Annotated in this window: 25 protein-coding genes; 18 read left to right on the top strand and 7 right to left on the bottom strand. The window is 61.7% G+C overall.

Going from position 1 to position 24372, the window contains the following annotated elements; all coding sequences use genetic code 11:
- Positions 1–77 precede the first annotated feature (77 nt).
- A complete protein-coding gene (locus ACHHRT_RS10910) occupies positions 78–3986 on the top strand; it encodes an RHS repeat-associated core domain-containing protein (RefSeq protein WP_395499802.1) in 3909 nt (1302 codons plus the stop codon).
- A gap of 412 nt (positions 3987–4398) precedes the next feature.
- On the top strand, positions 4399–5412 hold the full coding sequence (locus ACHHRT_RS10915; protein ID WP_395499803.1) for a transposase: 1014 nt from the start codon (positions 4399–4401) through the stop codon (positions 5410–5412).
- 253 nt (positions 5413–5665) lie between these two features.
- Here ACHHRT_RS10915 and ACHHRT_RS10920 read toward each other — a convergent pair whose 3' ends face one another.
- Together ACHHRT_RS10920 and ACHHRT_RS10925 are read right to left on the bottom strand one after the other, a co-directional pair.
- Complete coding sequence (locus tag ACHHRT_RS10920; RefSeq protein WP_395499804.1) at positions 5666–6298, bottom strand: esterase/lipase family protein; 633 nt, start codon at positions 6296–6298, stop codon at positions 5666–5668.
- A 3-nt stretch (positions 6299–6301) separates the two neighbouring features.
- A complete protein-coding gene (locus tag ACHHRT_RS10925) occupies positions 6302–8254 on the bottom strand; it encodes a chemotaxis protein CheW (RefSeq protein ID WP_395499805.1) in 1953 nt (650 codons plus the stop codon).
- Positions 8255–8472: 218 nt separating this feature from the next.
- Here ACHHRT_RS10925 and ACHHRT_RS10930 point away from each other — a divergent pair, with 218 nt between their 5' ends.
- The 8 genes from ACHHRT_RS10930 (at position 8473) to rimO (ending at position 14356) form a co-directional block, all read left to right on the top strand.
- Complete coding sequence (locus ACHHRT_RS10930) at positions 8473–8754, top strand: hypothetical protein (protein ID WP_395499806.1); 282 nt, start codon at positions 8473–8475, stop codon at positions 8752–8754.
- Between the two features lie 94 nt (positions 8755–8848).
- Positions 8849–10156 (top strand): glutamate-1-semialdehyde 2,1-aminomutase, encoded by a 1308-nt coding sequence (hemL, locus tag ACHHRT_RS10935; protein WP_395499807.1) that lies wholly within the window; start codon positions 8849–8851, stop codon positions 10154–10156.
- 111 nt (positions 10157–10267) lie between these two features.
- Positions 10268–10492, top strand: a complete 225-nt coding sequence (locus ACHHRT_RS10940; RefSeq protein ID WP_395499808.1) for an AtpZ/AtpI family protein — start codon at positions 10268–10270, stop codon at positions 10490–10492.
- A complete protein-coding gene (locus ACHHRT_RS10945) occupies positions 10489–10896 on the top strand; it encodes an ATP synthase subunit I (RefSeq protein WP_395499809.1) in 408 nt (135 codons plus the stop codon). The genes ACHHRT_RS10940 and ACHHRT_RS10945 overlap by 4 nt, the downstream gene beginning before the upstream one ends.
- A gap of 20 nt (positions 10897–10916) precedes the next feature.
- Positions 10917–11654: a F0F1 ATP synthase subunit A gene (gene atpB, locus ACHHRT_RS10950; RefSeq protein ID WP_395499810.1), complete on the top strand. Its 738-nt coding sequence runs from the start codon at positions 10917–10919 to the stop codon at positions 11652–11654.
- Between the two features lie 62 nt (positions 11655–11716).
- On the top strand, positions 11717–12073 hold the full coding sequence (atpE, locus tag ACHHRT_RS10955) for an ATP synthase F0 subunit C (protein ID WP_395499811.1): 357 nt from the start codon (positions 11717–11719) through the stop codon (positions 12071–12073).
- Between the two features lie 181 nt (positions 12074–12254).
- On the top strand, positions 12255–12989 hold the full coding sequence (locus tag ACHHRT_RS10960; protein WP_395499812.1) for a nucleoside phosphorylase: 735 nt from the start codon (positions 12255–12257) through the stop codon (positions 12987–12989).
- Positions 12990–12994: 5 nt separating this feature from the next.
- On the top strand, positions 12995–14356 hold the full coding sequence (gene rimO, locus ACHHRT_RS10965) for a 30S ribosomal protein S12 methylthiotransferase RimO (RefSeq protein ID WP_395499813.1): 1362 nt from the start codon (positions 12995–12997) through the stop codon (positions 14354–14356).
- On the opposite strand, the gene ACHHRT_RS10970 is transcribed toward rimO, so the two are convergent.
- The 5 genes from ACHHRT_RS10970 to ACHHRT_RS10990 all read right to left on the bottom strand — a co-directional run bounded on the left by ACHHRT_RS10970 (position 14346) and on the right by ACHHRT_RS10990 (position 18086).
- On the bottom strand, positions 14346–14621 hold the full coding sequence (locus ACHHRT_RS10970) for an HU family DNA-binding protein (protein WP_395499814.1): 276 nt from the start codon (positions 14619–14621) through the stop codon (positions 14346–14348). The two genes, rimO and ACHHRT_RS10970, sit on opposite strands and share 11 nt — an antisense overlap.
- Before the next feature lie 88 nt (positions 14622–14709).
- Entirely contained in the window at positions 14710–15447 is a 738-nt protein-coding gene (locus tag ACHHRT_RS10975) for a pseudouridine synthase (protein ID WP_395499815.1), read from the bottom strand.
- A gap of 30 nt (positions 15448–15477) precedes the next feature.
- Positions 15478–15915, bottom strand: coding sequence for a hypothetical protein (locus tag ACHHRT_RS10980; RefSeq protein WP_395499816.1), 438 nt, complete (start codon positions 15913–15915; stop codon positions 15478–15480).
- Between the two features lie 78 nt (positions 15916–15993).
- Positions 15994–17775 carry a UbiD family decarboxylase gene (locus tag ACHHRT_RS10985; RefSeq protein WP_395499817.1) on the bottom strand — a complete coding sequence of 594 codons (1782 nt, stop codon included), beginning with the start codon at positions 17773–17775 and terminating at the stop codon, positions 15994–15996.
- Between the two features lie 62 nt (positions 17776–17837).
- Entirely contained in the window at positions 17838–18086 is a 249-nt protein-coding gene (locus tag ACHHRT_RS10990; RefSeq protein WP_395499818.1) for a hypothetical protein, read from the bottom strand.
- 36 nt (positions 18087–18122) lie between these two features.
- On the opposite strand from ACHHRT_RS10990, the gene ACHHRT_RS10995 reads away from it, so the two are divergent.
- The 8 genes from ACHHRT_RS10995 (at position 18123) to yidC (ending at position 24362) form a co-directional block, all read left to right on the top strand.
- Positions 18123–18872, top strand: coding sequence for a flagellar brake protein (locus ACHHRT_RS10995; protein ID WP_395499819.1), 750 nt, complete (start codon positions 18123–18125; stop codon positions 18870–18872).
- Between the two features lie 117 nt (positions 18873–18989).
- A complete protein-coding gene (locus ACHHRT_RS11000; RefSeq protein WP_395499820.1) occupies positions 18990–19640 on the top strand; it encodes a precorrin-2 dehydrogenase/sirohydrochlorin ferrochelatase family protein in 651 nt (216 codons plus the stop codon).
- Between the two features lie 5 nt (positions 19641–19645).
- Complete coding sequence (gene ccsB, locus ACHHRT_RS11005) at positions 19646–20461, top strand: c-type cytochrome biogenesis protein CcsB (protein WP_395499821.1); 816 nt, start codon at positions 19646–19648, stop codon at positions 20459–20461.
- Positions 20451–21734: a glutamyl-tRNA reductase gene (gene hemA / locus ACHHRT_RS11010; RefSeq protein WP_395499822.1), complete on the top strand. Its 1284-nt coding sequence runs from the start codon at positions 20451–20453 to the stop codon at positions 21732–21734. The genes ccsB and hemA overlap by 11 nt, the downstream gene beginning before the upstream one ends.
- A 112-nt stretch (positions 21735–21846) precedes the next feature.
- Positions 21847–21984 (top strand): 50S ribosomal protein L34, encoded by a 138-nt coding sequence (gene rpmH / locus ACHHRT_RS11015; protein ID WP_395499823.1) that lies wholly within the window; start codon positions 21847–21849, stop codon positions 21982–21984.
- A 26-nt stretch (positions 21985–22010) separates the two neighbouring features.
- Complete coding sequence (rnpA, locus tag ACHHRT_RS11020; protein WP_395499824.1) at positions 22011–22382, top strand: ribonuclease P protein component; 372 nt, start codon at positions 22011–22013, stop codon at positions 22380–22382.
- On the top strand, positions 22382–22654 hold the full coding sequence (gene yidD / locus ACHHRT_RS11025; protein WP_395499825.1) for a membrane protein insertion efficiency factor YidD: 273 nt from the start codon (positions 22382–22384) through the stop codon (positions 22652–22654). The genes rnpA and yidD overlap by 1 nt, the downstream gene beginning before the upstream one ends.
- A 22-nt stretch (positions 22655–22676) precedes the next feature.
- Positions 22677–24362: a membrane protein insertase YidC gene (yidC, locus tag ACHHRT_RS11030; protein ID WP_395499826.1), complete on the top strand. Its 1686-nt coding sequence runs from the start codon at positions 22677–22679 to the stop codon at positions 24360–24362.
- The last annotated feature ends 10 nt before the right edge of the window (positions 24363–24372 follow it).

Genomic DNA, 24372 nt, shown 5'->3' on the forward strand with positions numbered 1-24372 from the left:
GGCTTTACCAGATCAATGATTCCTCCAGTTATCTGGTCCGCAATCTCCATTCGCGGTGGAGCTTGTACAATGACCTTGTGTATACCCCCATTGGCGATCTGTTGAATTTTGCCATCGTGATTGACCCCTCGACATTGGACCCGGGTGAGCATGCTTTGACGGTCTATCTGCAGGATATCTTCGGAGTTCATTGTTATTACCCGCGGGTGACCCATTACACCAATTACGCGTCTCGTCTTGGTGATATTGTCGATCAGCAGACCATCTTCTTCACCGTTCCCGAACCCGGAACGGAAGGTTGCTGTGAACTGGATATTGAGAACTTCAACGGCGGCGGCACGGTGAATGTCAGCGCCGGCCAGGCGGCGTCATTTTCCGCCGATATTACCGGCAGCCCAAGCAAGGCGGTCAACTGGGAGCTCGAACTGGTGGCGGCCGGAGGTGTTTCGTCGCCCGGGGTTATCGCCACCGGCAGCGGCCGCAAAGTAAGCACCCGCTGGAGCGGTCGGGCGGCCGACGGCACCCAGGCCGAGCCCGGTAACTATACCGCCGTTCTCCGGGCATGGGCGGTGGATGATCCCAACTGCCAGGATACCGCCACTGTTTCCCTGCGGGTGGACTGGGACGCCAACTGCAACCTGCTGATCGCCTTCGGCTCCCGGGCCAATATCGCCAGCGGCAATCTCTCGCACCGCCAGCCGCTTTTTGCCGGTAGCGGCAGCGGCCCCGTGGTTGACCTGAACCTTTACTACAACAGCCTCGATCCCCATGCCGGTGTGCTGGGCCGGGGCTGGAGCCATAGCTACGAACTGCTGCTGCGGGAGCTGGCCGACGGTTCGGTGTTGATCAAAATGGCCAACGGTGATCGCAAGCTCTACACCGCCACCGCGGAGGGTTACCTCTCGCCCCGGGGCGATTACTCGCTGCTGAGCAGGGACGATGACGGCGCCTTCACTCTGAAGCAAAAGGCAGGCACCGTCCACCGTTTCACCGCTGCCGGCCGGCTTGCCGCCATCGAGGACCGCAACGGCAACACCCTTTCCTTGGTTTACGAGGGGGGCCAACTGGTTGCGCTTAGCGATCCGGCCGGGCGGGTTACCGGCTTTGCTTATGACAACACCGGCCGGCTCGCGGCCATAACCGATCCGGCCGGCCGCGACTATTCCTTCGAGTTTTCCGGCAACCGGCTGGCGAAGGTGGTTTATCCCGACGGCGGCAGCTGGAACTACAGCTACGACGCCCGGGGTTTCCTGCTCGGCAAAACCGATCGGCGCGGTTTCACCACCAGCTACGCTTACGACGACCGGCAGCGGGTAACCGGCGTCACCGACCCGGAAGGGCGGAAGCGCGTCATTGAATACCCTCAGCCTGACGATGAGGCAGAGCAAACCGCCCTGGTCACCGAAAAGGACGGCGGGGTCTGGCGCTACACCTACGACAGCGTCAAGGGCGACCTGGTGGAGAAGGAAGACCCCTTGGGCGGCATCACCCGCTATCTTTACGATGATCACCACAACCTGCTGACCAGGACCGATCCCGACGGCGGCACCACTTCATACAGTTACGATGAGAACGGCAACCCGCTCTCCATTACCGATCCGCTGGGGCAGCGCACCAGGTATAGCTATAACGACTTCGGCCAGGTCACCGGCATCACCGATCCCGCCGGGGAAACCAGCGAGTTCCGCTACGACCAACGGGGCAACCTGACGGCGACCGTCGACCCCACCGGCGCCGTCACCAGCTACCAGGTGGACGGGCGGGGCAACGTCATCGCCATCACCGACCCGGCCGGCCTCACCACCGCCATGACCCATGACGCCGCCGGCAACCTGCTTACCATCACCGACCCGGCGGGGGGCACCACCCGTTTCGAGTATGACGGGGTCGGCCGGCTGCTCAGGCAGATCGATCCCCAAGGGCAAGTCGCCTCTTTCGAGTACGACAGCAACGACAATTTAGTAAAGATTACCGACCCCCTGGGCCATGTCACCACCTTCACCCATGATGCCGCCGGCAACCTTCTTACTCAAACCGACGCCAATGGCAACACCAGCCGCTATGAATACAATGCCCAAGGACAGTTGGTAAAAATGATCGATGCCGAAGGCTTCGTCACCACCTTCAGTCATGGCGGCGAGGGCTGCGCCACCTGCTCCGGCGGGGGCACGGACAGGCTTACCGCCCTCACCGACGCCAAGGGTCAGACCACCCTCTTCGCTTACGATCAGCTCGGACGGCTGCTCAAGGTGACCGACCCCCTGGACAACGCCACCAATTACAAGCATGACGCCAAGGGCAGGGTGATCAGCCGCACCGACGCCAACGGCAACACCATCAACCACCGCCATGACGCCCTCGGCCGGCTGGTAAAGAAGAGCTACCCCGACGGCAGCGAAGTAACCTTCACCTACGACGCCCGGGGCAATATCCTCACCGCCGCCAACCGCCATATCGGCTACTCTTTTACCTATGATGCCGCCGGCCGAATGACCGGCGTGGTCGATTCCTATGGCCGGGTCATCGAGTACCGGTACGACCAGGCCGGCCGCCGGACCCGGATGATCAGCCCGGACGGCCGGACCATCAGCTACCGTTACAATACCGCCGGCCAACTGGCCGCCATCGACGACGGCGAGGCGTTCAGCTTCACTTACGACGAGTTGGGCCGGCGAACCACCCTGGCCTATCCCAACGGGATGACCGCCGACTACGATTACGATAACGCCGGCCGGCTGACCGCGCTGGTGCATCGGGATGCTGCGGGCGAGGCGCTACTCAAAAGCATCTACGAGCTTGACAAAATCGGCAACCGCCTGGGCAAGACCACCGAGCGGTTCAGCATCGGCTACGACTACGACCGGATCTACCGGCTGCGGGAAGCGGTGCAGTCCACCCCGGGGTTCAGCCCGGAGAATGAACGGGGAGGATCGGGCCGGGGGATCGAGCGGGCCGCACAGAAGCAGAAGGAGCATTACGACTACGACCCGGTGGGCAACCGCCTCGCCTCCCATCTGGCCAAGAGCTACAGCCATAATGCCGCCAACCAACTGCTGGCGACCAATCGGACCCAGTACGCTTACGACCACAACGGCAACCTGGTGCGGAAAGAAACCCCCGAGGGGGTCACCACCTACCAGTGGGATTACGAGAACCGGCTGATCAGGGTAAACCTGCCCGACGGCGCCAGGGTCGAATTCGCCTACGACCCCTTCGGCCGGCGGATCGAAAAGCAGAGCACCGGTCAAAAAGGAAAGGAGGTCAATACCACCCGCTACGTCTACGACGGCCAGGATATCCTCTTCGAAACCGACGAAACCGGAGCAATCGGCAACCGCTATCTCCCCGGCCCCGGCATCGACCAGCCCCTGGCCCTCCACCAGGGCCGCCACACCTACTACTACCACGCCGACGGCCTGGGCTCGATCACGGCACTAACCGACCAGCGCGGCCGGGTGGTCCAGGACTACCATTACGACTCCTTCGGCAACCCCCGCAACCGGAAAAACCGCATCAAACAACCCTACACCTTCACCGCCCGCGAATACGACCGCGAAACCGGACTATACTATTACCGCGCCAGGTATTATGATGCCCCGGCGGGAAGGTTCATCTCGAAAGACCCCATCGGGTTTGCGGGGGATGGGCCGAATTTGTATGCTTATGTTCTTAATAATCCGGCGAATGTGGTTGATCCGACTGGATTAAAATGTGGGACTTTGTGGAACGATTGGGCAGTGCCCGATAGTTGGTGGGGCAGCTTCTGTTTCGAGAGGGCATGCGGGGAACACGACGACTGTTACGCTCGGTGTGGTTCCACGAAAAGCCAATGTGATGAGGAGTTTAGAAAAAACATGCTTGCAGCCTGTGAAGGATTGAACGGAACAATGAAAATACATTGTAAATCTATAGCCGGATCATATTACAGTGCCGTCCGTACTCTTGGTCAATCAGCATATAATCAAGCCCAGAAGTGTTGCGAGTAATTGAAATAATAATATTAATTCAATTAAAATGGTGAGTAATAAATGACGGCGTTAGTCACATTTCATGTGATTGCTATTTTTTCTGCAATAATTATTAATATTCTAATATATAATAAATATATTGTTATTTTATGTTCATCATTAATCACAACCGTAATTTACCAGATTGTCGGCTATTTTGTTGTCGGTTATCTTGACCCTTTTGTTTTTTTTGCAGTCATAGCTAGTTTTTTATACTCATTAATTATTTCGTTGGTCGTGACCCTTGTTTTTCATTTTCTTCTGCGTGTAAAGAAAAGATAGGGTTTGGGGGTTGTGGGGGGAAGTGTGGGGGGACGACGTGTGGGGGGACGGTGTGGGGGGACGTTGTTTAATTGTTGAATAGAAATTTTCCAGATGTTATTTTGCTCATATGCCACGTCAAGCACGACTCGACCAGCCAGGCCTGCTGCAGCATGTTATTGTCCGCGGAATAGAACGGCGGAACATCTTTCGTGATAACGTTGACCGCCGTTTTTTCGTGGAGCGTTTTTCCAGCCTGCTGCAAGAGACCGACACCGACTGTTTTGCCTGGGCCATCATCCCCAACCACTTCCATCTCTTGCTCCTTCCCAGGCGCATCGAATTGAAGCAGTTCATGCGCCGTCTGCTGACCGGCTATGCCGTTAATTTCAATAAACGACACCGCCGCGTAGGGCATGTTTTTCAGAATCGTTATAAATCCATGGTCTGCGAGGAAGAAACGTATCTTTTGGAATTGGTCCGTTATATTCATCTCAATCCCCTGCGGGCAAACATCGTGCCGGATCTGGGATCACTGAACAGTTACCAGTGGTGTGGTCATGCCGTGCTCATGGGAGCGGCAACCCTGGAGGGGCAGGTTGTGGATGAAATCATGGGGCGCTTTGGAAGGAGTCCCGAGAAGGCCAGGGCGCAATTTCTCAAGTTTATCGCGGACGGATTGCAACAAGGAAGAAGGCCGGATCTTGTCGGGGGCGGCCTGAAAAGGAGCCGCAGAGACTCCACGCCGGCCGGTTCCGAACCGGAAATATATGATGAGCGAGTTCTTGGCAGCGGTGCATTTATCGAGCGACTCCGGCAAGAACGGGAACTGAGTGAAAAGCTCTTTTCCGGCATGAAACCGCCGGAGCTGATGCGCAGGGTGGAGCGCTTCTATGGCCTTGAGGCCGGTCGGCTTGGCAAGCGGAGCAGAAACAAGGATGTTGTGACGGCCAGGGATGTTTTCTGCCATATTGCGGTGCGAATTCTCTTGTACTCCGGCACGGAGATCGGGAAGCTTCTCGGCATAAGGCGGTCCGCGGCAAGCCACGCGGTGCGGCGAGGCGGTGAAATAGTTGTCGAGCAGCCTGAGCTGGTTAAGAAGATCATCTCAGGTCCTATTAAACAATTAAACAACGTCCCGTAAGGCCCCCAATTAAACAACGTCCCGTAAGGCCTCCAACGTCCCGTAAGGCCTCGCAATTAAACAACGTCCCGTAAGGCCTCGTAAGGCCTGCCAACGTAAGGCCTCCGTAAGGCCGCGTAAGGCTAGTCCCGTAAGGCCTGCCGTCCCGTAAGGCCTGCCGTCCCGTAAGGCCTGATTACCGGTTAATCAGAATGGGCAAAAGGGAGCAAAAGGGGATAGAGATAGCATTTGCCTGACACCGCACCTTCGGCCATCAGTCAAAGGTGCCGGTTTGGAGGAATTTGGCCACCAGGGCTGCCACCCGGCCCTGGAAGAGCATTGGCAGGTGACCGTGGGGGATGGTGGTCCGGGCGGTGGCGCCGGCGATTACCGTTTCCGCCAGGGCGACGGTGCCGTCGTGGGGTTTGGGCATTGCCGGGATCAGATGGCCGATGCCGGGGCCGCAGTCGCCGGCGATCACTCCCAGGGGCGGTTTATGGTCCCAGGAGGAGACGGCGCTGACCAGGGTCGGCCCGGCTTTTCCCAATAGCAAGCGGCTGACGGGGTTGCGGGCCAGCAAGCGGGCGATGTGGCTGCCGGCGAAGGGGGTGCCCAGGGTGACCACCCGGCCCAGCCGTTTGGCCAGCCGTGGATGGCGGCGAAGCAGCAGTTCACTTATCCGGCCCCCCAGGCTGTGGCCCACCAGATGGACGGTTTGTTGCGGCAGCCGGTCGATAAATTTTGCCAGGTCATCGGCATTGCGCTCCGGGGTGGTCCGCAGGGAGGAGTAGGGGAACCGGCGGGTGCTGAAACCCGCCGCCCGCAGCCTCCGGCCCAGCAGGGCCATTTCAAAACCGGTCATCCAGATGCCGTGGATCAGCACCACCATCGGGCGGTTGGCGGGCAAGGGTTAGAACACCTCCTCGGCGTCGCCGGCGGCCGCGACCATGGGCACCGCCTCCTGGGTGTGCATCAAGCGGTCGATATCCAGCAGAATGGTGACCCCCTCCTTGAGCTTGGCCATGCCGAGGATCATGCTCCGGTCCACCCCGCTGCCGAAGGAGGGCGGGTCCTCCACCTGATCGTCGCGGATGTTGAGGACCTCGGAGACCGAATCGACAATGATCCCGGTCAGGGTGGAGCCCCGCACCCCGGAAATTTCAACGATGATGATACAGGTGCGCTCGTTGTAGGCGGCGGCCTCCATGGCGAACTTCAGCCGCAGGTCCAGCACCGGTATCACCCGGTCGCGAAGATTGATCACCCCCTTGAAGAAGGGCGGCATGTTGGGCAGTTCGTGGATATCCATCAGGCCGATGATCTCTCGCACGTCGAGGATTCCGATCCCGTAGCGCTCGTTGCCCAAGGCAAAAACCAGATATTTACCCTCGCGGCTGGCCAGGACCTGTTTTTCCTTGAACTCCTCAAGCTTCAGGGCCGCGCCCGACCGGCCGCCTCCCTCCTGCCTGGCCGCCTTCTGCTCGCCGCTGCGGCAGGCCTGGTCGGCAAAGCGGGTGTCGATGAAGGCTCCCAGGTTGATGGTCTTGCCGATCTCCATCTTGTTGACCATATAATCCTGGATGGTTTCCAGGTCGTCGCGCACCGGGTAGAGGTCGTCGTAAACGATCCCCTCGGGGTCGGAAAGCACGTTGCGCAGCAGCTCCGCCGACAGCCCGATCTTGCCGGCTGGATCAAGGAATTGCACCGCGATTTCGGCCGACTGGTCGATGTTCTCCTTGATGGAACGGCCGGCGGTGACCATCAGGTTGGTGAACTCCTGGACCGCCTCGGGATACTGGTTGATGATCTCTTCCCGGAAGACCACCACGCAGCAGGGGTGGCGATCCCAGATCTCGCTGGAGAGAAACTGCTTTTCGGCAATCCCGGCGGCAATGGCCCGGGAGCCGATGGGTTCGGCCACCAGGAAACCGCAGGCCTCGTGGTTGTCGCGCAGAAACTCCGGCATCGCCACCGGCGGCACCACGTCGAAGAGGACGTTGACCGCCTCCTTGCCCGCCACCCCCGGCCGCAGGCCCATCTGGGTGAAATACATGTGGGCCAGCATGTTGTGGATCGACATCTTATGGGGGATGTAGAAGGTTTTGTGCTTGAAAAACTGCTGGTAGGGCTTGATATACTTGCCCTGGCGATTGCGCACGCAGATGCTGCCGTTGCGATGGGCGAAAAGTACCAGCTTGAGCGGCACGTCGTAGCTGAAAAGGTCCATGGCCGCCGGGGCCAGAATCAGGGCGCCATCCACCTCGCCGCTCTCCAGGGCCGCCTGGACCGGGTTCCAACTGGCCAGGCAGCGGGTCTCCAGGGAAAAATGGGCGGGTTTTTCCCGGCCCGTTTCAATCCGGTGCTTGAGTACTCCCAGGGCCAGGTGATCGGTGATCTGGATATGGGCCATCTTGAGGTTGACCCGGCCCTCCCGGGACACCTTGGGGCCTTGGTCCACCACCGGGGCGGCCTCCTGCTCGATGCCGAAGGCCTTCTCCATGGCGCACTTCAACTCGTTGGGGGTGAAGGGCTTGGCCACCACCCCGTTGGCTCCACCCTCCAGGGCCTTGGCCACGTACTCCTTGTCGCCGTGGCCGGTGGCCATCAGGAAGGGGATCTCCCGCAATTTTTCCTGGCCGCGCAACCATTGCACCAGTTGCAGGCCGTCCATGTTGGGCATGGACCAGTCGCTGATCACCAGGCCGATACCATCCTCGCTTTCCAGCTTGGCCACCGCGTCCTGGCCGTCCACCGCCTCGACGATGTTGGTGAAACCGACCTGGCCCAGGATCTTGGCCTCCATTTTGCGCATGGTGCCGGCATCTTCGACCAGCAGGATTTTGATGTTGGTGTCTATGGACATGGGGCCCCCCAAAGGTCTGCGGTTGATTGTCGGGCGGTTTGGTCGCCGCCGAACGCTAACGCTTCCAACCAATATAGACCAAGCCGGATTGGGTGGCAAGGGATGTGAATGGTGACGCGGTGGTGGCAGCCCGGCAATTTTACGGGTGCAATCAGGGGAATAATCGGGGTATAGTCCCGCAGTACCGTCGCCCATCCATTAGCCAAGAGGGGAGTGCCATGTCACGGGAGAAACCACGTACGGTAATTGATCTGGTTCCGGCCAGGCTGCCGCGCTGGCTGATCCAGCCGTTGCGCATCCTGGTGTTCACCGGTTTTCTGCTCAGCGCCATGTTCATGGTGGCCACCGAGGAGTTGACCCTGATCCACATCCTGCTGATCTCCGTTCAGGTGGTCTTCTCCCTGGCCCTGCTCTCCGAGTGTGGCCGCAGTGCCGCCGTGTACAAAAATCTCGACGAGGCGGCCGCGGCCGCCCGCAAACGGGAACAAGAGGATTTTTGACATCGGTCGGCGCCCGTGTTAGCTTTGCTCGCTGTTAAGCGCCGTCACCGCCATTAAGCATTGAATCGAACACTATACATTATAAGGGGAAAAAATGAATATCGAACGATCCAAAGAACTTTTTGCCAAGGCCTGTCGGCATATCCCCGGCGGGGTCAACAGTCCGGTGCGGGCCTGCAAGTCGGTGGGGTGTGAACCTCTGTTCATCGAGCGGGCCGCCGGGTCCCGGGTTTATGATGCCGACGGCAACGAGTATATCGATTTTGTCTGCTCCTGGGGGCCGATGATTCTCGGTCATAATCACCCCGCCGTGGTGGCGGCCATCCGCGAGGCCCTGGATTCCGGCACCAGCTTCGGAGCCCCGACCTCCAAGGAGATCGCCTTGGCCGAACTGGTCACCGGCGCTCTGCCTTCGGTGGAGAAGGTTCGTTTCGTCAGCTCCGGCACCGAGGCCACCATGAGCGCCGTGCGCCTGGCCCGGGGGTTCACCGGCCGCGCCAAGGTGGTCAAGTTCGACGGCTGTTTCCACGGCCATGCCGACAGTTTCCTGATCAAGGCCGGCAGCGGGGTGCTGACCCTGGGGATTCCCGGCAGCCCCGGGGTGCCGGAGGATATCGTCAAAAACACCATCTCCATTCCCTATAATAACGAGGAGATTCTCGAAAAAACCCTGCGGGGGCTCGCTGGGGAGATCGCCTGCGTGATCGTCGAACCGGTGGCGGGCAATATGGGGGTGGTACCGCCGGCCCCCGGCTTTCTCCAGGCCCTGCGCCGCTTGACCAGTGAGCTGGGGATCGTGCTGATCTTCGACGAGGTGATCACCGGTTTCCGGCTGGGTTTGGGCGGGGCCCAGGAATATTACGGGATCCGTCCCGACCTGACCTGCCTGGGCAAGATCATCGGCGGTGGTTTGCCGGTGGGGGCCTACGGCGGCAAAAGGGAGATCATGGACCAGATCGCCCCGGACGGCCCGGTTTACCAGGCCGGCACCCTGTCGGGCAATCCCCTGGCCATGGCGGCCGGGGCTGCCACCCTGCGGGAACTGAGCCGCCCCGGTTTCTATCAGGAACTGGAAGAGAAGGCCGCCCGCTTCGCCGCCGGACTGAGCGAGCTGGCCGAGCGTCATCTGCCGGGGCAAACCACCCTGAACCGGGTGGGCTCGATGATGACCGCCTTCTTCACCCCCGGCCCGGTGACCGACAACGAGTCTTCGGGCCGGTCGGATACCGCCAGGTATGCCGCCCACTATCGCAACATGCGGGAGCAGGGGATCTGGCTGGCGCCGGCCCAGTTCGAGGCCGCCTTTATCTCCGCCGCCCAGTCGGAAGCCGACCTGGCCCTGGCCCTGGAGAAAAGCGAATGGTCATTCAAAAAGTTGCGGGACCAGGAAAAAAGCCGTTGACTTTAAAGGCCTGCCTTGATAGATACGAAACACTTTGCGGCTTTATGAGGGGCGATTCATTTTGGTCGCCCCCCTCGTCAGGGCCTGGGAATCACCAATGGGACTGAGCTGATGGCCGGAGAACAAAAGGAAGTACTGAAGTTGCTGGCCACCTTCGGGACCATCGGGATGACCATGGTCTTTTCGATTTTCATCGGCCTGGGCATCGGTTACTTCCTCGATCACAAAGTGTTCGACGGCCGCACCGCCCCCTGGCTGACCATGCTCTTCCTGGCCTTCGGGGTGGCGGCCGCTTTTAAGAATATGTACAGCTTGAGCCAAAGAAAGGATCTATGACCACGGCGACCGGAGACGGCATGATCATCCAGCAGATGGCGGATATCCCCCTGAAAAGGGTGGAGGTTATCAGCTATGTGGTGCTGCTGGCCCTGGCGGGAGCGGCCTGGCTGCTGGCCTCCCCCCTGGCCGCCATATCGGTGCTGATCGGCGGCTTTGTGGTGATCCTCAGTTTTCAGTGGCTGAAGCGGGATTCATTGCGGCTGGCGGCCAATCCCACCAAGCCGGCCAAGATCAAGTTCATGTTCAAGTGTTTGGGGCGGCTGGTTTTTTTGGGCCTGCTCTTCTATTTTCTGGTTCGTTATCAGCAGCTTCATATTCCCGGCTTTCTGGTGGGGTTGGCGACGGTGCAAGTCGGCATTACCCTGGCCGCCATCAGCCGGGCCAAAAGACTTCTGGCGTGAGGGAGGCTTAGTAGACAGCCATGGAACATCCGATTCTTTTTCTTAACGTGCTTCTGGAAAACCTGCTGGGACTACCGGTACCCCATGATATGCCGCAGCCCGGCAACTTCTGGGACCTTACCCAGCTTCTGGCTCCCCATGTGACCTACACCCTGCTGGTGATGCTCTTCCTGATCATCCTGCCCCGGCTGACCATGGGAAGCAGGATGGAGCTGATCCCCGGCCCCGGCCAGAACTTCTGGGAGACCGTGGTCGGCGGGATCGAGGACTTCATGGCCGAGCACATGGGCCGTGAGGGTGCCCGGATGATGTTTCCCATGCTGGCCACCTTCGGCCTGTTCATCCTGGTCAGCAACCTGATCGGTCTGATCCCCGGATTCTTTTCCCCCACCGCCAACCTGAATATCACCTTGGCCATGACCCTGATCGTCTTTGTCACCACCCATTTCCTGGGGGTCAAATACCATGGGGCCGGTTACATCAAACATTTCCTCGGGCCGATGCCGGTACTGATTCCCTTGATGCTGCCCATTGAGTTGATCAGCCACTTCGCCCGGATTCTTTCCCTCTCCATTCGTCTCTTCGGCAACATCATGGCCAAGGAGACCCTGCTGGCCATTCTCTTTATCCTGGCCGGCGCTTATTTCGCCCCCCTGCCCATTCTGGTGCTGGGGGTGCTGGTCTCCTTTGTCCAGGCGGCGGTGTTCGTGCTGCTCAGCGTGCTCTACTTCGCCATGGCCATGGAAGACGCCCACTAATAACCAAGGTTTCACAAGAAGAAGGCCAATCTTCTCAATAACAAAGCAAGGAGGAAGTAAGGATGAAAAAGGTAGGAGTAGTTGCTCTGTCAGCCCTGATGGTCCTGGGGATCTCTTCGGTGGCCATGGCTGCCGGCCATGAAGCAGCCGCCGGTGGCGTTAACCAGATGGCCATCGCCCTGGTTTGTGTTGCCGCCGCGCTTTCCGTCGGCCTGGCCGCCCTGGGTTGCGGTATCGGTATTGGTGTAGTCAGTGGTAACGCTTGTGCCGGCATCGCCCGGAACCCGGAAATCTCCGGTAAGATCACCGTAACCATGATTCTCGGTATCGCGTTTGCCGAGTCGCTGACCATCTTTGGTCTGGTTATCTCCCTGATCCTGCTCTACGCTCATCCTTACGGCGCCCTGCTGGGCATGTAGGGAAATCCGCTTTAAGCGGTCGGCCGCTGACCGCCCCGGAGTAACGGGGTGTAAAAGTTGGCCGGTTGTGGTAAATAATCCGGCGACCGATTGATTTCGGTCGCCGGTTTTTGTTTGCGGTAAGGCCCGGAACCGAAGGCTTTGCCGTCTTTTTTTTGGGCCAGCAGCAGGGAGCGGCTTGATGGGCGATGGGGGTGACGATAAGGTGGTGATCGCTCCCCGGCGGTTGCCGGGGGAGCCGGCGCTGGCCGGGCCGGGGTTGCTGCTGGTCAATCCGGCCGAGGCCGGCGCCGGAATCTGCCTGGCTCAAACGGCCGGCTGGCGGCGGCAGCGCCTCTTCCACAGCAACCTGTGGCAGAATCAGGCCGGAGGGGGCTGGCTGGCCGGGCCGGCGGTGGGGGCGCCCATGGCGGTACTTTGCCTGGAGAAACTGATCGCCCTGGGGGCTGGGCCGGTGATTGTCCTGGGCTGGGCCGGTGCCCTGGCGGCCGATCTGGCAGTGGGGGATATTGTTTTGCCCACTTCGGCCCTGAGCGAGGAGGGGACCTCCCGCCACTATCCCCTGGCCGAGCCGCCGCTGCCCGCCGAGGGTTTGCTCACCTCCCTGGAGCAGGCCCTGGCCGAAGCCGCGCTCCCCGTTCGCCGGGGAGCGGTCTGGACCACCGATGCCCCCTATCGTGAAACCATGGCCAAGGTGGAGGAATATCGCCGGGCCGGCCTTTGCGCGGTGGAGATGGAGTATGCCGCCCTGGCCACGGTGGCGGCTTTCCGGGGGGTCGAGCTGGTGGAGTTGCTGTTGATTTCCGACCTGGCGCGCCCCGATTCCCCCTGGCAGCCCGCGTTTAACCACAAAGAGTTTCGTCGCCGCTCCCGCGCTGTGCTGGAGCTGCTTTTTCACTTTATCGGGCGAGGATAATTTTGATGGCAACTGTTCATTTAACCAGTCTGGGCTGCCCCAAGAACCTGGTGGATTCGGAGGTGATGCTGGGCTTGCTGCTGGAGCAGGGCTTTACCCCGGTCAGCGAGCCCGAAGAGGCCGATATCCTGCTGGTTAACACCTGCGGCTTTATCCAGTCGGCGGTGGAGGAGGGGATCGACACCATCCTCGGGCTTATCGAGCTTAGGAAAAATCCGACGGTGCGGGTGGTGGTGACCGGTTGCATGGTCAAGCGCTATGGCGCCGATCTGGTAAAGGAACTGCCCGAGGTGGATCTCTTTCTCGGGACCGAAGAGGTGGCGACCATTGCCGATCGGCTGCGGGCCCTGGCGGCGGGTGGCTCCTGTGCCGTCCTGCCTGGAGCCGCCGACCGCTTCCGTGAACAGGGCGAAATTCCGCCTTTTCTGATGAACTCGGAGCTGCCCAGGCGGCTGGCGACCCCAACCCATCGGGCCTATCTCAAGGTTACCGAAGGCTGCGACAACCGGTGCAGTTACTGTCTGATTCCCTCCATTCGCGGCGACCTGCGCAGTCGAGCCCTGCCCGATATCCTGCGGGAAGCCCGGGGGCTGGCCGCCGCCGGAGTCAAGGAGTTGACCCTGGTGGCCCAGGATTTGACCGCCTACGGTCTGGACTTGCGGGGCGGACCCAAGCTGGCCGATCTGCTCCATGGCTTGTTGCGTGACACCGATATCCCCTGGATCCGCCTGCTCTATCTTTACCCCTCGCGGGTCAAGTCCGACCTGATCGCCCTGGTGGCGGAGCAGCCCAGGATTCTGCCCTATTTCGACCTGCCCTTCCAACATGTTTCCGACCGGGTACTCAAGGCGATGAATCGTCCCTACGGAGAAGCGATGATCCGGGAGCTGGTGGGGGAGATCCGCCGGCTGCTGCCCGGGGCGACCATCCGCAGCACCTTCATGGTCGGTTTTCCCGGGGAAGAGGAGGAGGACCTGGAGCGGCTGGCCGCCTTCATGGCCGACTGCCGCCTGGATCACGTGGGAATCTTCACCTATTTCAACGAGGAGGGGTGTGCCGCCTCCGTGTTGCCCCGGCAGTGCCCCGATGAGCTTAAAGAGCGGCGGCGGGACCGTTTGATGGCCTTGCAGGCCGAGATCTCACTGGCTGCCAATCAGGCTCGGGTGGGGCGGGTGGAGGAGGTGCTGGTGGAGGGGGTAAGTGGGGAGTCGGAGCTGCTGCTGGAGGGTAGAACCCGCCATCAGGCCCCGGAGGTGGACGGCTGCGTTTACATCGCCGACGGCCAGTGCCGGGCCGGCGACCTGGTCCGGGTGAAAATCACCGAGGCCCACCCCTACGACCTGGTCGGCGAAATCGTCACTGATTGACCTGTTCCCGCAGCTCTTTGCCCACCTTGAAGAAGGGCAGCCTTTTGGGATCGACCTTGATCTTCTCCCCGGTTTTGGGGTTGCGCCCGAAATAGCTGTCGTACTCCTTGACCGTGAAGCTGCCAAAACCACGGATCTCGATGCTTTCCCCCTTGGCCAGGGCCTCGATCATGGTTCCCAGGATGGTCTGGGTCACCGAGCTGGCCTCCCGGGAGGGGAGCTCGGTTGCCGTGGCCAGGGCTTCGATCAGTTCCGACTTGTTCATGGTTGTTCACCCACAGTGCATAAATAAACGATAAAATCCAGCAAGATGAGCCATCTTACCCGTCACGCTCCGGCAATGCAAAGCATATTTATTCCTGTTGCCCCTGGGGCGGGCTCCCCTGGAAAAGGCGGCGGATATCCGCCGCGGTAAGGCGCCGGTGGGCGCCGCTGGCCAGGTCGCCCAGGCGCAGCCCCCCGTAGGCCACTCTTTTAAGCCGCAACACCGGATGGCCGATGGCGGCGAACATCTTGCGCACCTGGCGCTTGCGCCCTTCGTGGATTATCACCTCCAGGGTGCATTCGCCTTCCCGACGGCGCAGGGTTCTGATTTGGGCGGGCCAGGTCCGGCGCCCTTCCAACTCGATCCCCTGGCGCAGGGCCTGGAGAGCGGCGGCCGCCGGCACCCCCTTGACCGTGGCCTGGTAGGTGCGCTTGATCTCGTAGCGGGGGTGCAGAATGCGGTTGGCCAGGTCGCCGTCGTTGGTGAGCAGCAGGGCGCCTTCGGTCTCCAGGTCCAGCCGCCCCACCGGGAAAAGGCGCAAACCCGGCTCCTTGACCAGGGAGCCGACCAGGGGCCGCCCTTGGGGGTCATGCATGGTGGTGACGTAGCCGGCGGGCTTGTTGAGCAGGACGGTGATCTTTTCCTCGGGAAAGGAGAGGGGGCGGCCGTCGAAGGTGATCCGCTGGCACTCGGGGTCCACCTGCAGCCCCATCTGGCTGACCCGGCAGCCGTCCACCATCACCCGGCCGGCGGCGATATAGCCCTCCGCCGCCCGGCGGGAACCGATGCCGGCCCGGGCCAGTACCTTCTGCAATCGTTCTTTCATTCAGGGAAGATCGGGGGCGGATCGATTGATTTAATTGTAATCGCCCCGCCGAAATTTGGCGGCTTCCAGATGGGAGACGGCGGCCACCTGATCCAACAGGCGGCTCAGGGGGTCCTGTTCCGGCAGCTCCCGGCGCAGGGCCTGCATGGCGGTGAGATCGTTTTCCAGGGCGCTGATATAGGGCTCCAGCTCTTCGGTCCGCAGGGCGGTGTTGCCCAGGGCGGCGCTGAAGGAGTCCAGGGTGCTGATGGTGGTTTCGGAAAGGCTCAGTCCTTCGAGTCGCAAGTGGGCGGGGACGGCGGCCAGGGCCTGGCTCGCCGCCGAGGTTGAGCCGGTGGCGGCGGTGGTTTGGGTCCCGCTAAGGTGGCTTTGCAGCACCCGGGCGAAATCGATTCCCCCTTCCTTGGGGCCCGAGATTTTTTTACCGCCGGCAATCTTTTGGTTCTGCAGGATATCATCGATCTTCATGGCAGCCCTCTTGCTGGATTCAAACGCGCGTTTTCACTATAACCCATCGGTGGGCCGGCGGTCAAACATGAGAACTTTTTACTCCCCAAAATTGGGCAAGATCTTTGCCATCTTGCCGTCCACCAGGGCGCGGGTGGCGGGGTCCACCTCCAGGACCGGCGGATACCAGGGCTTCATCCGGCAATCGAAAACCACCGGCGGGGTCAGGCCGACATGGAAGCGGCGGACGGTGGCGCTGGTGGCCCCGTAAATGTCGGCGGCCGGCTCAAAACGGGTAAAGAAGGTCCAGATAAACTCCTGCAGGCTTTTGGTGGCCGCCGCCACGCTGTCCACCAGCAGAACCACCGGCCAGTCGGCCAGGGCCGGGTCGGCGGCCAGGCGGGCCGGCAGCTCCCGATCCGCCTCATACGAACTCCCCTCCAGGACCAGGGTGCCGGGGAGAAAGGCCCGGGCGGCCCGGCAGCCATGGGGCGGGGCCTGGTTGAACTCCTCGGGCAACTGCCGCTTGGCCTCCCGGCCCAGGCCCATCATCAGGGCCTTGGAGCCGGAGTTGACCGAGGGGCCGGTGTAGTCCAGGGTATCCTGGGAGACATTGGCAAAGACGAAAAGATCGGTTCGCCAGTTGATCCGCTCCAGCACATGGCGCCAGAGCCGGGGAAAATCGGCCACATCGAGGTCACCATCGGTGATGATGAGGAATTTGGTCAACGAGAGCTGGCCCTCGCCCATGATCCGCAGGCCGGAGGCGAAGGCCTCGCGGGGATAGCGGTCGGTGACCCTGGCCGCCGCCAGGCAGTGGAAGCCGGCCTCGCCGAAGGTCTTGAGCTGGCGCACCCCGCTCATTACCAGGGGGAAGAGGGGCGAGAGCAGCTCCTGGAGAAAATCACCGATGTAGAAATCCTCCTGTTTGGGGCGGCCAACCACGGTGGCCGGGTAGATCGCCTTGTCGCGGTGATAGAGCCGCTCAACCTGGAAAACCGGATAGTCGTGGGTGAGGGAGTTGTAACCGTAGTGGTCGCCAAAGGGTCCTTCCGGGCGGCGGAGATGGGGCGGCACCACTCCCTTGGCGGCGAATTCGGCCCCGGCCACCAGGGGGTGTCCCCCCAGGGGATCTTTGACCAGGGGCAGTTTTTTCCCCAGAATCAGGGAGGCCAGCAGCAGCTCGGGAATGTTTTCCGGCAGGGGGGCGATGGCCGCCATCATCAGGGCCGGGGGGCCGCCGATAAAGAGGGTCAGCGGCAGGGCCTGGCCCAGTTTTTCCGCCTCGTGGTAGTGGTAGCCCCCCCCCTTGTGGATCTGCCAGTGGATGCCGGTGGTGGTGTCGTCGTAGCGCTGAATCCGGTACATCCCCAGATTGTGGCCCCGGCCGCCGGGGTCCTCGGTATAAACCAAGGGCAGGGTCACGAAGGGGCCGCCGTCACTGGCCCAGGAGGTGAGCATGGGCAGTTCGCTGAGCCGGGCCGGGCTTTGCCGGTTGGCCAGGATCGCGCCTTTGCGGCCGGTTTTCAGGCCGATGGCGGCGGCCTGGCGCAGCAGGCCCCGCCGGGCCCACAGCTTTTCCAGGCTGGGGGGCAGCATGGTCTCGATCATCTCCACCAGTTCGGCGACAAAGCGCAGGGGCCGGCGGCCGAAGGCCAGTTCCATCCGCCGGGAAGTGCCGAAAAGGTTGGTGACCACCGGAAAGGCGCTCCCCTTGACCTTGGTGAAGAGCAGGGCCGGGCCCTGGCGGGCGATCACCCGCCGGTGGATCTCGGCGATCTCCAGATAGGGGTCCACCGGCTCCTCGATAACCGCCAGCTCCCCCTCTCGCCGTAAGATTTCCAGAAATTCCCGCAGGTCGTTGATGATCGGTTCAGTCATGCAGTAGCTCCTTGTTTATCTGGCCGCCGGAAGGTATTTATGCTTGCGCTTGCCTGCGACAATCAGTACTTTTCCCGATTGTCTAAAAAAAGTTTATGGTACTCGCGATGGTTGAGGTGTTGGCGCATCAGGCGGCCGGTGAGGTCAACCAGCTCCTCCAGCTCCCGGCTGGTAAGACGGGGGGCCAGGGTGGCCAGGAGCTGGGGGCGGGCGAAGCGGCGCAGCAGCTCGATCAGCGATCGCTCGTCGGTGGCCCGGTCCAGGCCGAAACAGATCGCTTCGGCGGGAATGGGGGGAGGCAGGTTGTCCATGCTCTTTCCTTAAAGATATGTTAAATTCTCACGGCTATGACGACTGGCATCTCCGAGGAACATAGAGCGCTCTCCAGCGGCTGGGTTGATTTCGGCGACGGCATTCATGCTACCCGATCCGCCAAAATTATCCAACAGGCTCTGCACATCATCAAACAGCAGCACATCTTCTGCGTGGTGGTGGCCAAGGGGTATGAGTCGGGCAAAGTGGTCATGCTCGAGTACGACAGCGAGCGGGTGGTGCTGGATATGCCGGTGGATTGGCCCCCGGGGATGACCCCCCAGCCCCTGCGGATCCTTTTCAAGGACAAGGGGCAACTCTGGAACCAGTTTTCGGTCAAGCTGCTGGAGGTTACCGCCGACACCCTGATCACCACCGTGCCGTTCAAGTATGTCCAGTTGCAGCGCCGCGCCAATTACCGGGTGGATGTGCCCCGGGGCAGCGAGGTGGCCTTCCGCCATCGGGATGATTTAAAACACAACTATATCCCGCGAAATATCAGCGCCACCGGCATCCTGATCTGCCTGGAGGAGCGGCGGGTCGAGGGGTTACAGGCCGGCGACCTGCTCGGTGAGATCACCATGACCTTTCCCTGTGAAGGGGGGCAGCGGGTGCGGTTGCGGGTCAAGGAGGCGCGGGTGGTGCGGGTTTGTGAAAATGAGCGGCGGGAACCCTGTTTCGGGCTTCAGTTCCTGCTGCGGCCCCAGGAGGAGAAAGAGGTGATGCAGTATGTGCGCCTGCGGGAGCGGGAGCTGCTGCGCAAGGGGATGGCCGAGGAGCTTTAGGTTGGCGCCGCCATGGGGTTAATTGATTGCGGAATGTGCCAGATTGTTTATAGAAGGGATTGTTCGTCCCTATTATGTGATGCGGGGTTTTGATTAATGGGTTTTTTTCCGGTAAGTTTGCAGCTCGCCCGTCGGCCCTGTGTGGTGGTTGGGGGGGGAGCGGTTGCCCGCCGCAAGGTGGAGGGTCTGTTGGCCTGTGAGGCCGCGGTCACGGTGATCAGCCCCCGACTGGATGGGGAGCTGGAACGCCTGCGCCAGGCCGGGGCCTTGCGCTGGCTGGCCCGGGAGTACCGCGAAGGGGATCTGGCCGGGGCCTTTCTGGTGATCGCCGCCACCGACGATGAGGGGGTGCAGGCCCGGGTCCATGCCGAGGCGGAGCGGGACAACCTGCTGCTCAACGTGGCCGACGTGCCCAAATGGTGCAATCTGATTCTGCCGGCGGTGGTTCGCCGGGGCGATTTGAGTCTGGCGGTCTCCACCGGTGGGGCCAGCCCCGCCCTGGCCGCCCGGCTGCGCCGGGAGCTGGAGGATAGTTATGGCGACGAGTACCGGGTGTTGCTGGCCCTGCTGGCGGCCCTGCGCCCCCTGGTGATCGATCGGGGGGAAGGGCACCAGGTGAACTGCCGCTGTTTCAAGGAGCTGGTGGCCGCCGATCTGGCCGGCTGGATCCGGGAGGGGCGCTGGGATCTGGTGCGGGAGCATGTCGAGGAGTGTATTGGTTCCCCCCAGGCCCTGGCCGTGGTGGACCGGATCAAAAATGAGGGCTGAATAGCATGGATCTCCTGTTTTTGGCAGTTTTTGCCCTGTATGCCGTGGCCACCGTCGCCTCGCTGGTTTGTTTCTACACGCTCAACAAGCGACTGCGGGCCATGGTCCGGGTGCTGCTGCCCGTTGCCGCCGCGCTGCACACGGTGTATCTGCTGACCCGTTTCGTGGTTTCCGGCCACACGCCGGTGGCCAGCAGCCATGAGGCGGTCTCCTTCTTCGCCTGGTCGCTGACCATGGCCTATCTGCTCTTCCGCTGGCGCTACCGGGTGAAAAATTTCGCCGCCTTCGTCACCCCCCTGATCATGCTGCTGATGATCGTGGCCCTGGCCTCGCCTTCCCATATCGTGGAACTGCCCCCGGCCATGCAGAGCTGGTGGTTGCCGGCCCACGGGATGATCGCCCTGATGGCCAACGCCTTCCTGGCCCTGGCCTTCTGCGGCGGGATCATGTACCTGCTGCACGAGCGAGAGATCAAGAGCAAGCGGATGGGGTTCTTCTCCGAGCGCCTGCCCTCGCTGGAGGCCCTGGACAATCTCAACCAGCACTGTCTGACCATCGGCTTTCCCCTGCTGACCCTGGGGATCATCAGCGGCTCGGTCTGGGCCCGCCAGGCCTGGGGGGCCTTCTGGCAGTGGGACCCCAAGGAGACCTGGTCTTTGGTGACCTGGCTGATCTACGCCTCGATGATGCACCAGCGCTTCACCTTGGGCTGGCGGCGGCGGCGGGTGGCGATCATGGCCATTCTCGGTTTCTGCGCGGTGCTTTTCACCCTCTGGGGGGTCAATCTTTTCCTGGGGGGAGCCCACTCCTATGCTCGCTGAGAAGATCGCCTGCCTGGGGGTGAATCACCAGACCGCCCCGGTGGAGATTCGGGAAAAACTGACCTTCTCCGGCGATTGCCTCAACCCCCTGGTGCGGATCAGGCAGATCCCCGGTTGCGATGAGTGCTGTTTCCTCTCCACCTGCAACCGGGTGGAGGTGCTGCTGGTGGCCGATCCGGCGGCGGAAACCCTGGAGAAGGTGCGCGACTTTCTTTTTGCCGGCAGCGGCTTGTCCCGGGAGGAGGCGATCAAGTACAGCTACCTCTTCACCGGCGCCGAGGCGATCAACCATGTTTTCCGGGTGGCCTCCAGCCTGGATTCCATGGTGGTGGGGGAGCCCCAGATTTTGGGGCAGCTCAAGGAGGCCTACCGGGTGGCCGTGGAGCACAAGGCCACCGGGACGGTACTCCATCGCCTGCTGAGCAAGTCGTTTTCGGTGGCCAAGAGGATCCGCACCGAGACCAGTATCGGCAGCAGCGCGGTGTCGATCAGTTACGCGGCGGTGCAACTGGCCCGCAAGATCTTCGGCGAATTGAACGGCAAAACCGTGCTTCTGGCCGGGGCCGGCGAGATGGCCGAGCTGGCGGCGGAGCATCTGCTGGCCCAGGGGGTGGGCAAGGTGGTGGTGGCCAACCGGACCCTGGAACGGGCGGTTGCCCTGGCCCGGCGGTTCAACGGCGAGGCGGCCTCGCTGGCGGAGCTGGTGCCCAAGCTGGCCGAGGCCGATATCCTGATCAGCTCCACCGGGGCGCCCGATCTGATCCTCCGCAAGGAGGAGATGGCCCCCTTGATGCGTCAGCGCTACAACCGGCCCATCTTCCTGATCGATATCGCCGTGCCCCGGGATCTTGATCCCGGCCTCAACGACCTGGACAACGTCTACCTCTATGATATCGACGACCTCCAGCAGGTGGTGGAGGCCAACAAGGGAGAGCGGCGCAAGGAGGCCGACCGGGCCGAGCGGATCGTGGGCGAGGAGGTGATCAAGTTCCTCCAGTGGCTGGACAACATGGAGCTGGCCCCCACCATCACCGAGCTGCGGCGCCGGGCCGATGCCCTGCGGGAGGCCGAGTTGCAGCGTACCCTGCCCGCCCTGGCCAAGCTAAGCCCCCAGGAGCGGCGGGCGGTGGAGATGATGGGGGTTGCCCTGGTCAACAAACTGCTCCACCACCCCATGCTCTTCCTCAAAAACTGTTCGGGAGCCGAAGAGAAAAGCCATAACCTGGCCGCCCTGCGCAAGATGTTCGGCCTGGATGGCGATAACGGCTGTTAGCGGTTACAGGTTGACAAAGGCTCACCATTAAGATAAGTTTCCCCGTTTATCGGTTCCCTCTGCGGAGGGAGCCGCAAAATTATCTTCATCACCGGTTTAAAGAGGTTTCGTCATGAGCAAGAGAACATTTCAGCCCAGCAACACCAAGCGGCACCGCACCCATGGCTTTCGGGTGCGGATGAGCACCAAGAACGGCCGGGCGGTGATTAACCGGCGGCGGGCCAAGGGTCGCAAGCGGCTGGCGGTCTGAGCGGAAGCTAGCGGGCGTTTAAGGCGATGAAGCGCTTTGGCCTGCCCAAAACCGCGCTGATCAGAAAGCCCGGGGAGTACCAGCGGATCTACGCCCAAGGTCGGCGGGTCCGGGGCGACAATTTCGCCCTGGTCTACCGTCTGGCCGAAACCGCCCCCAGCGGGGGGGAGGGCGCCCGCCTGGGGATCAGTGTATCCGGGGTCAAGTCGGCGGTGCGGCGCAACCGGATCAAACGGATTGTCCGGGAATATTTCCGTTTGCATCGGGGGGGCATGCACCCCGCCCTGGAGGTGGTCTTCACCGTACGCCGCGACTTCGCCCTCACCAGTCCGGCGGAGATCGCCACCGCTTTAAGCCGGATCACCGTGGGCCGGGCCGAACTGGCCGGGTTGCGGTGATGGGCGTCGCTCCCGCAAATCCAAGCCTGGCTGGCCGGTTGGCCGCCGGATTCGGCGCTCTCCTCCGGCGGGGCTGCCTGGCCCTTATCCACGGTTATCGTAACCTTATCTCTCCGCTGTTCCCTCCCTGTTGCCGCTTTGTCCCATCCTGTTCCGAGTACGCCGTGGAGGCGATCAGCATCCACGGGGTCCGGCGCGGCGGCTTCATGGCCCTGAAAAGGATCCTGCGCTGCCATCCCTTCTGCCGCGGCGGCTTCGATCCGGTCAAGTAACCACAAGGAACCTTTTGCTGTTATGGATAACTATCGAGCCCTGATCGCCATTGTCTTGTCCATGGCGGTCCTGTTGGTCTATCAGTTCTTTTTTTCCCCGTCGATGCCGGCCCCCGTTCAACCGGTGGCCTCCCCACCTGCCGCCGGTGAAACCGCCGGGCCGACCTTGGGTGACGGCCCGGTCATCGGCCAACTGCCGGGGATGGCGGGCGAAGCCCCGCTGGTCCCGGTGGATGTGGCCAGCCTGCTCGATCCCAGCCGGGCCGGCCGGGAGATCACGGTGGAGACCGCCCTCTACACCGCGATAATCTCCGAGAACGGCGGGGTGCTGAAAAGCTTCCGAGTCAATGATTTCCGGGAGACGGTGGATCGTAACTCTCCGGCCAAGGATCTGGTCCGTACCGATGCCGAAGAGGGCCTGCCCCTGCGCTTCTCCTGGGGAGTGGAACCCTCCCGGGCGGAGCTGCTGCGCTACGAGGCCGAGCAGGATGGTCGCCTGGTGGTGGCCCCGGGTCGGAGCCAGACCCTGACCCTGCGGGCCTATTCCCCCCTGGGCCTGGAGTTTGTCCGCACCTACACCTTCCGGGACGGCGATTACCGGATCGAGCTGAGCGAGGAGGTGCGCAATCGCGGCGAGGTGCCGTTGCAGGGCGCCCCCTACTTGAGCTTGACCGCGCGCTCCTTCACCGATGGGGCGGACCCCCTGGACCGCTTTCTTTTCAGCGGGCCGGTGGCCCTGGTGGACAACGAAGTCCATGAGGTCAAAATCAAGGATCTGGCCGGCGAGCGGGCCGGGCGCAGCTACACCGGCCGGGTGAGCTGGGCCGGCTATCACGACTCCTACTTCCTGGCCGGGATCATTCCCCTGGCCGAGGGTTCGGCCACCGCCCATTTCTCTTCCCGGCCCGATGACGCCGCCACCACCGTGGTGGCCGCGGCCCCGGACATTATTCCCGCCGGCGGCTCCCAGCGTTACGACTACCTGATCTACTACGGCCCCAAAAAGCTGTCGTTGCTCAAAGAGCTGGGCCACGACCTGGAGCGTTCGGTCAACTTCGGCTGGTTCGATTTCCTGGCCCGGCCCGCTCTTTATCTGCTCAACTTCTTCCACGGCCTGGTGGGCAACTACGGAATCGCCATCATCCTGGTGACCATTCTGATCAAGATCGCCTTCTGGCCTTTGACCCACAAGGGTTTGAAGTCGATGAAGGTGATGCAGAAGATCCAGCCCAAGATGGCCAAGCTGCGTGAAAAGTACAAGGATGACCGCCAGCGTCAGCAGCAGGAGATGCTCAAGCTCTACCAGACCTACAAGGTCAACCCCCTGGGCGGCTGCCTGCCGATGATCCTGCAGATACCGGTCTTTTTCGCCCTTTACAAGGTGCTGCTCCAGTCCATCGAGCTGCGCCACGCCCCCTTCATGCTCTGGATCAACGATCTTTCCGCCCCCGACCGGCTCTATATCGGCTTCGATATTCCCTGGCTGGGCGGAATTCCGGTTCTGACCCTGCTGATGGGGGCCAGCATGTTCATCCAGCAGAAGATGACCCCGATCACCGACCCCCTGCAGGCCAGAATCATGATGTTTCTGCCGGTGGTCTTCACCTTTCTTTTTCTCAACTTCGCTTCGGGCCTGGTCCTTTACTGGTTCATCAACAACGTCCTGACCATCGCCCAGCAATATACGATCTATCGTCAGAAGGATTGAGGTAAAATCG

The organism is Desulfurivibrio modestus (genome assembly GCF_044068625.1).
Taxonomy (GTDB): domain Bacteria; phylum Desulfobacterota; class Desulfobulbia; order Desulfobulbales; family Desulfurivibrionaceae; genus Desulfurivibrio.

Excerpts from the sequence above, each read along its gene's own strand:
- hemA (WP_395499822.1), top strand. The coding sequence starts at position 20,451 with ATGCTCGCTGAGAAGATCGCCTGCCTGGGGGTGAATCACCAGACCGCC.
- ccsB (WP_395499821.1), top strand. The coding sequence starts at position 19,646 with ATGGATCTCCTGTTTTTGGCAGTTTTTGCCCTGTATGCCGTGGCCACC.
- atpB (WP_395499810.1), top strand. The coding sequence starts at position 10,917 with ATGGAACATCCGATTCTTTTTCTTAACGTGCTTCTGGAAAACCTGCTG.
- hemL (WP_395499807.1), top strand. The coding sequence starts at position 8,849 with ATGAATATCGAACGATCCAAAGAACTTTTTGCCAAGGCCTGTCGGCAT.
- ACHHRT_RS10925 (WP_395499805.1), bottom strand. The coding sequence starts at position 8,254 with ATGTCCATAGACACCAACATCAAAATCCTGCTGGTCGAAGATGCCGGC.
- ACHHRT_RS10995 (WP_395499819.1), top strand. The coding sequence starts at position 18,123 with ATGACGACTGGCATCTCCGAGGAACATAGAGCGCTCTCCAGCGGCTGG.
- yidD (WP_395499825.1), top strand. The coding sequence starts at position 22,382 with ATGGGCGTCGCTCCCGCAAATCCAAGCCTGGCTGGCCGGTTGGCCGCC.
- rpmH (WP_395499823.1), top strand. The coding sequence starts at position 21,847 with ATGAGCAAGAGAACATTTCAGCCCAGCAACACCAAGCGGCACCGCACC.
- ACHHRT_RS10975 (WP_395499815.1), bottom strand. The coding sequence starts at position 15,447 with ATGAAAGAACGATTGCAGAAGGTACTGGCCCGGGCCGGCATCGGTTCC.
- ACHHRT_RS10940 (WP_395499808.1), top strand. The coding sequence starts at position 10,268 with ATGGCCGGAGAACAAAAGGAAGTACTGAAGTTGCTGGCCACCTTCGGG.
- yidC (WP_395499826.1), top strand. The coding sequence starts at position 22,677 with ATGGATAACTATCGAGCCCTGATCGCCATTGTCTTGTCCATGGCGGTC.
- ACHHRT_RS10970 (WP_395499814.1), bottom strand. The coding sequence starts at position 14,621 with ATGAACAAGTCGGAACTGATCGAAGCCCTGGCCACGGCAACCGAGCTC.
- ACHHRT_RS10990 (WP_395499818.1), bottom strand. The coding sequence starts at position 18,086 with ATGGACAACCTGCCTCCCCCCATTCCCGCCGAAGCGATCTGTTTCGGC.
- atpE (WP_395499811.1), top strand. The coding sequence starts at position 11,717 with ATGAAAAAGGTAGGAGTAGTTGCTCTGTCAGCCCTGATGGTCCTGGGG.
- ACHHRT_RS10980 (WP_395499816.1), bottom strand. The coding sequence starts at position 15,915 with ATGAAGATCGATGATATCCTGCAGAACCAAAAGATTGCCGGCGGTAAA.
- ACHHRT_RS10960 (WP_395499812.1), top strand. The coding sequence starts at position 12,255 with ATGGGCGATGGGGGTGACGATAAGGTGGTGATCGCTCCCCGGCGGTTG.
- rnpA (WP_395499824.1), top strand. The coding sequence starts at position 22,011 with ATGAAGCGCTTTGGCCTGCCCAAAACCGCGCTGATCAGAAAGCCCGGG.
- ACHHRT_RS10915 (WP_395499803.1), top strand. The coding sequence starts at position 4,399 with ATGCCACGTCAAGCACGACTCGACCAGCCAGGCCTGCTGCAGCATGTT.
- ACHHRT_RS10985 (WP_395499817.1), bottom strand. The coding sequence starts at position 17,775 with ATGACTGAACCGATCATCAACGACCTGCGGGAATTTCTGGAAATCTTA.
- rimO (WP_395499813.1), top strand. The coding sequence starts at position 12,995 with ATGGCAACTGTTCATTTAACCAGTCTGGGCTGCCCCAAGAACCTGGTG.
- ACHHRT_RS10930 (WP_395499806.1), top strand. The coding sequence starts at position 8,473 with ATGTCACGGGAGAAACCACGTACGGTAATTGATCTGGTTCCGGCCAGG.
- ACHHRT_RS10945 (WP_395499809.1), top strand. The coding sequence starts at position 10,489 with ATGACCACGGCGACCGGAGACGGCATGATCATCCAGCAGATGGCGGAT.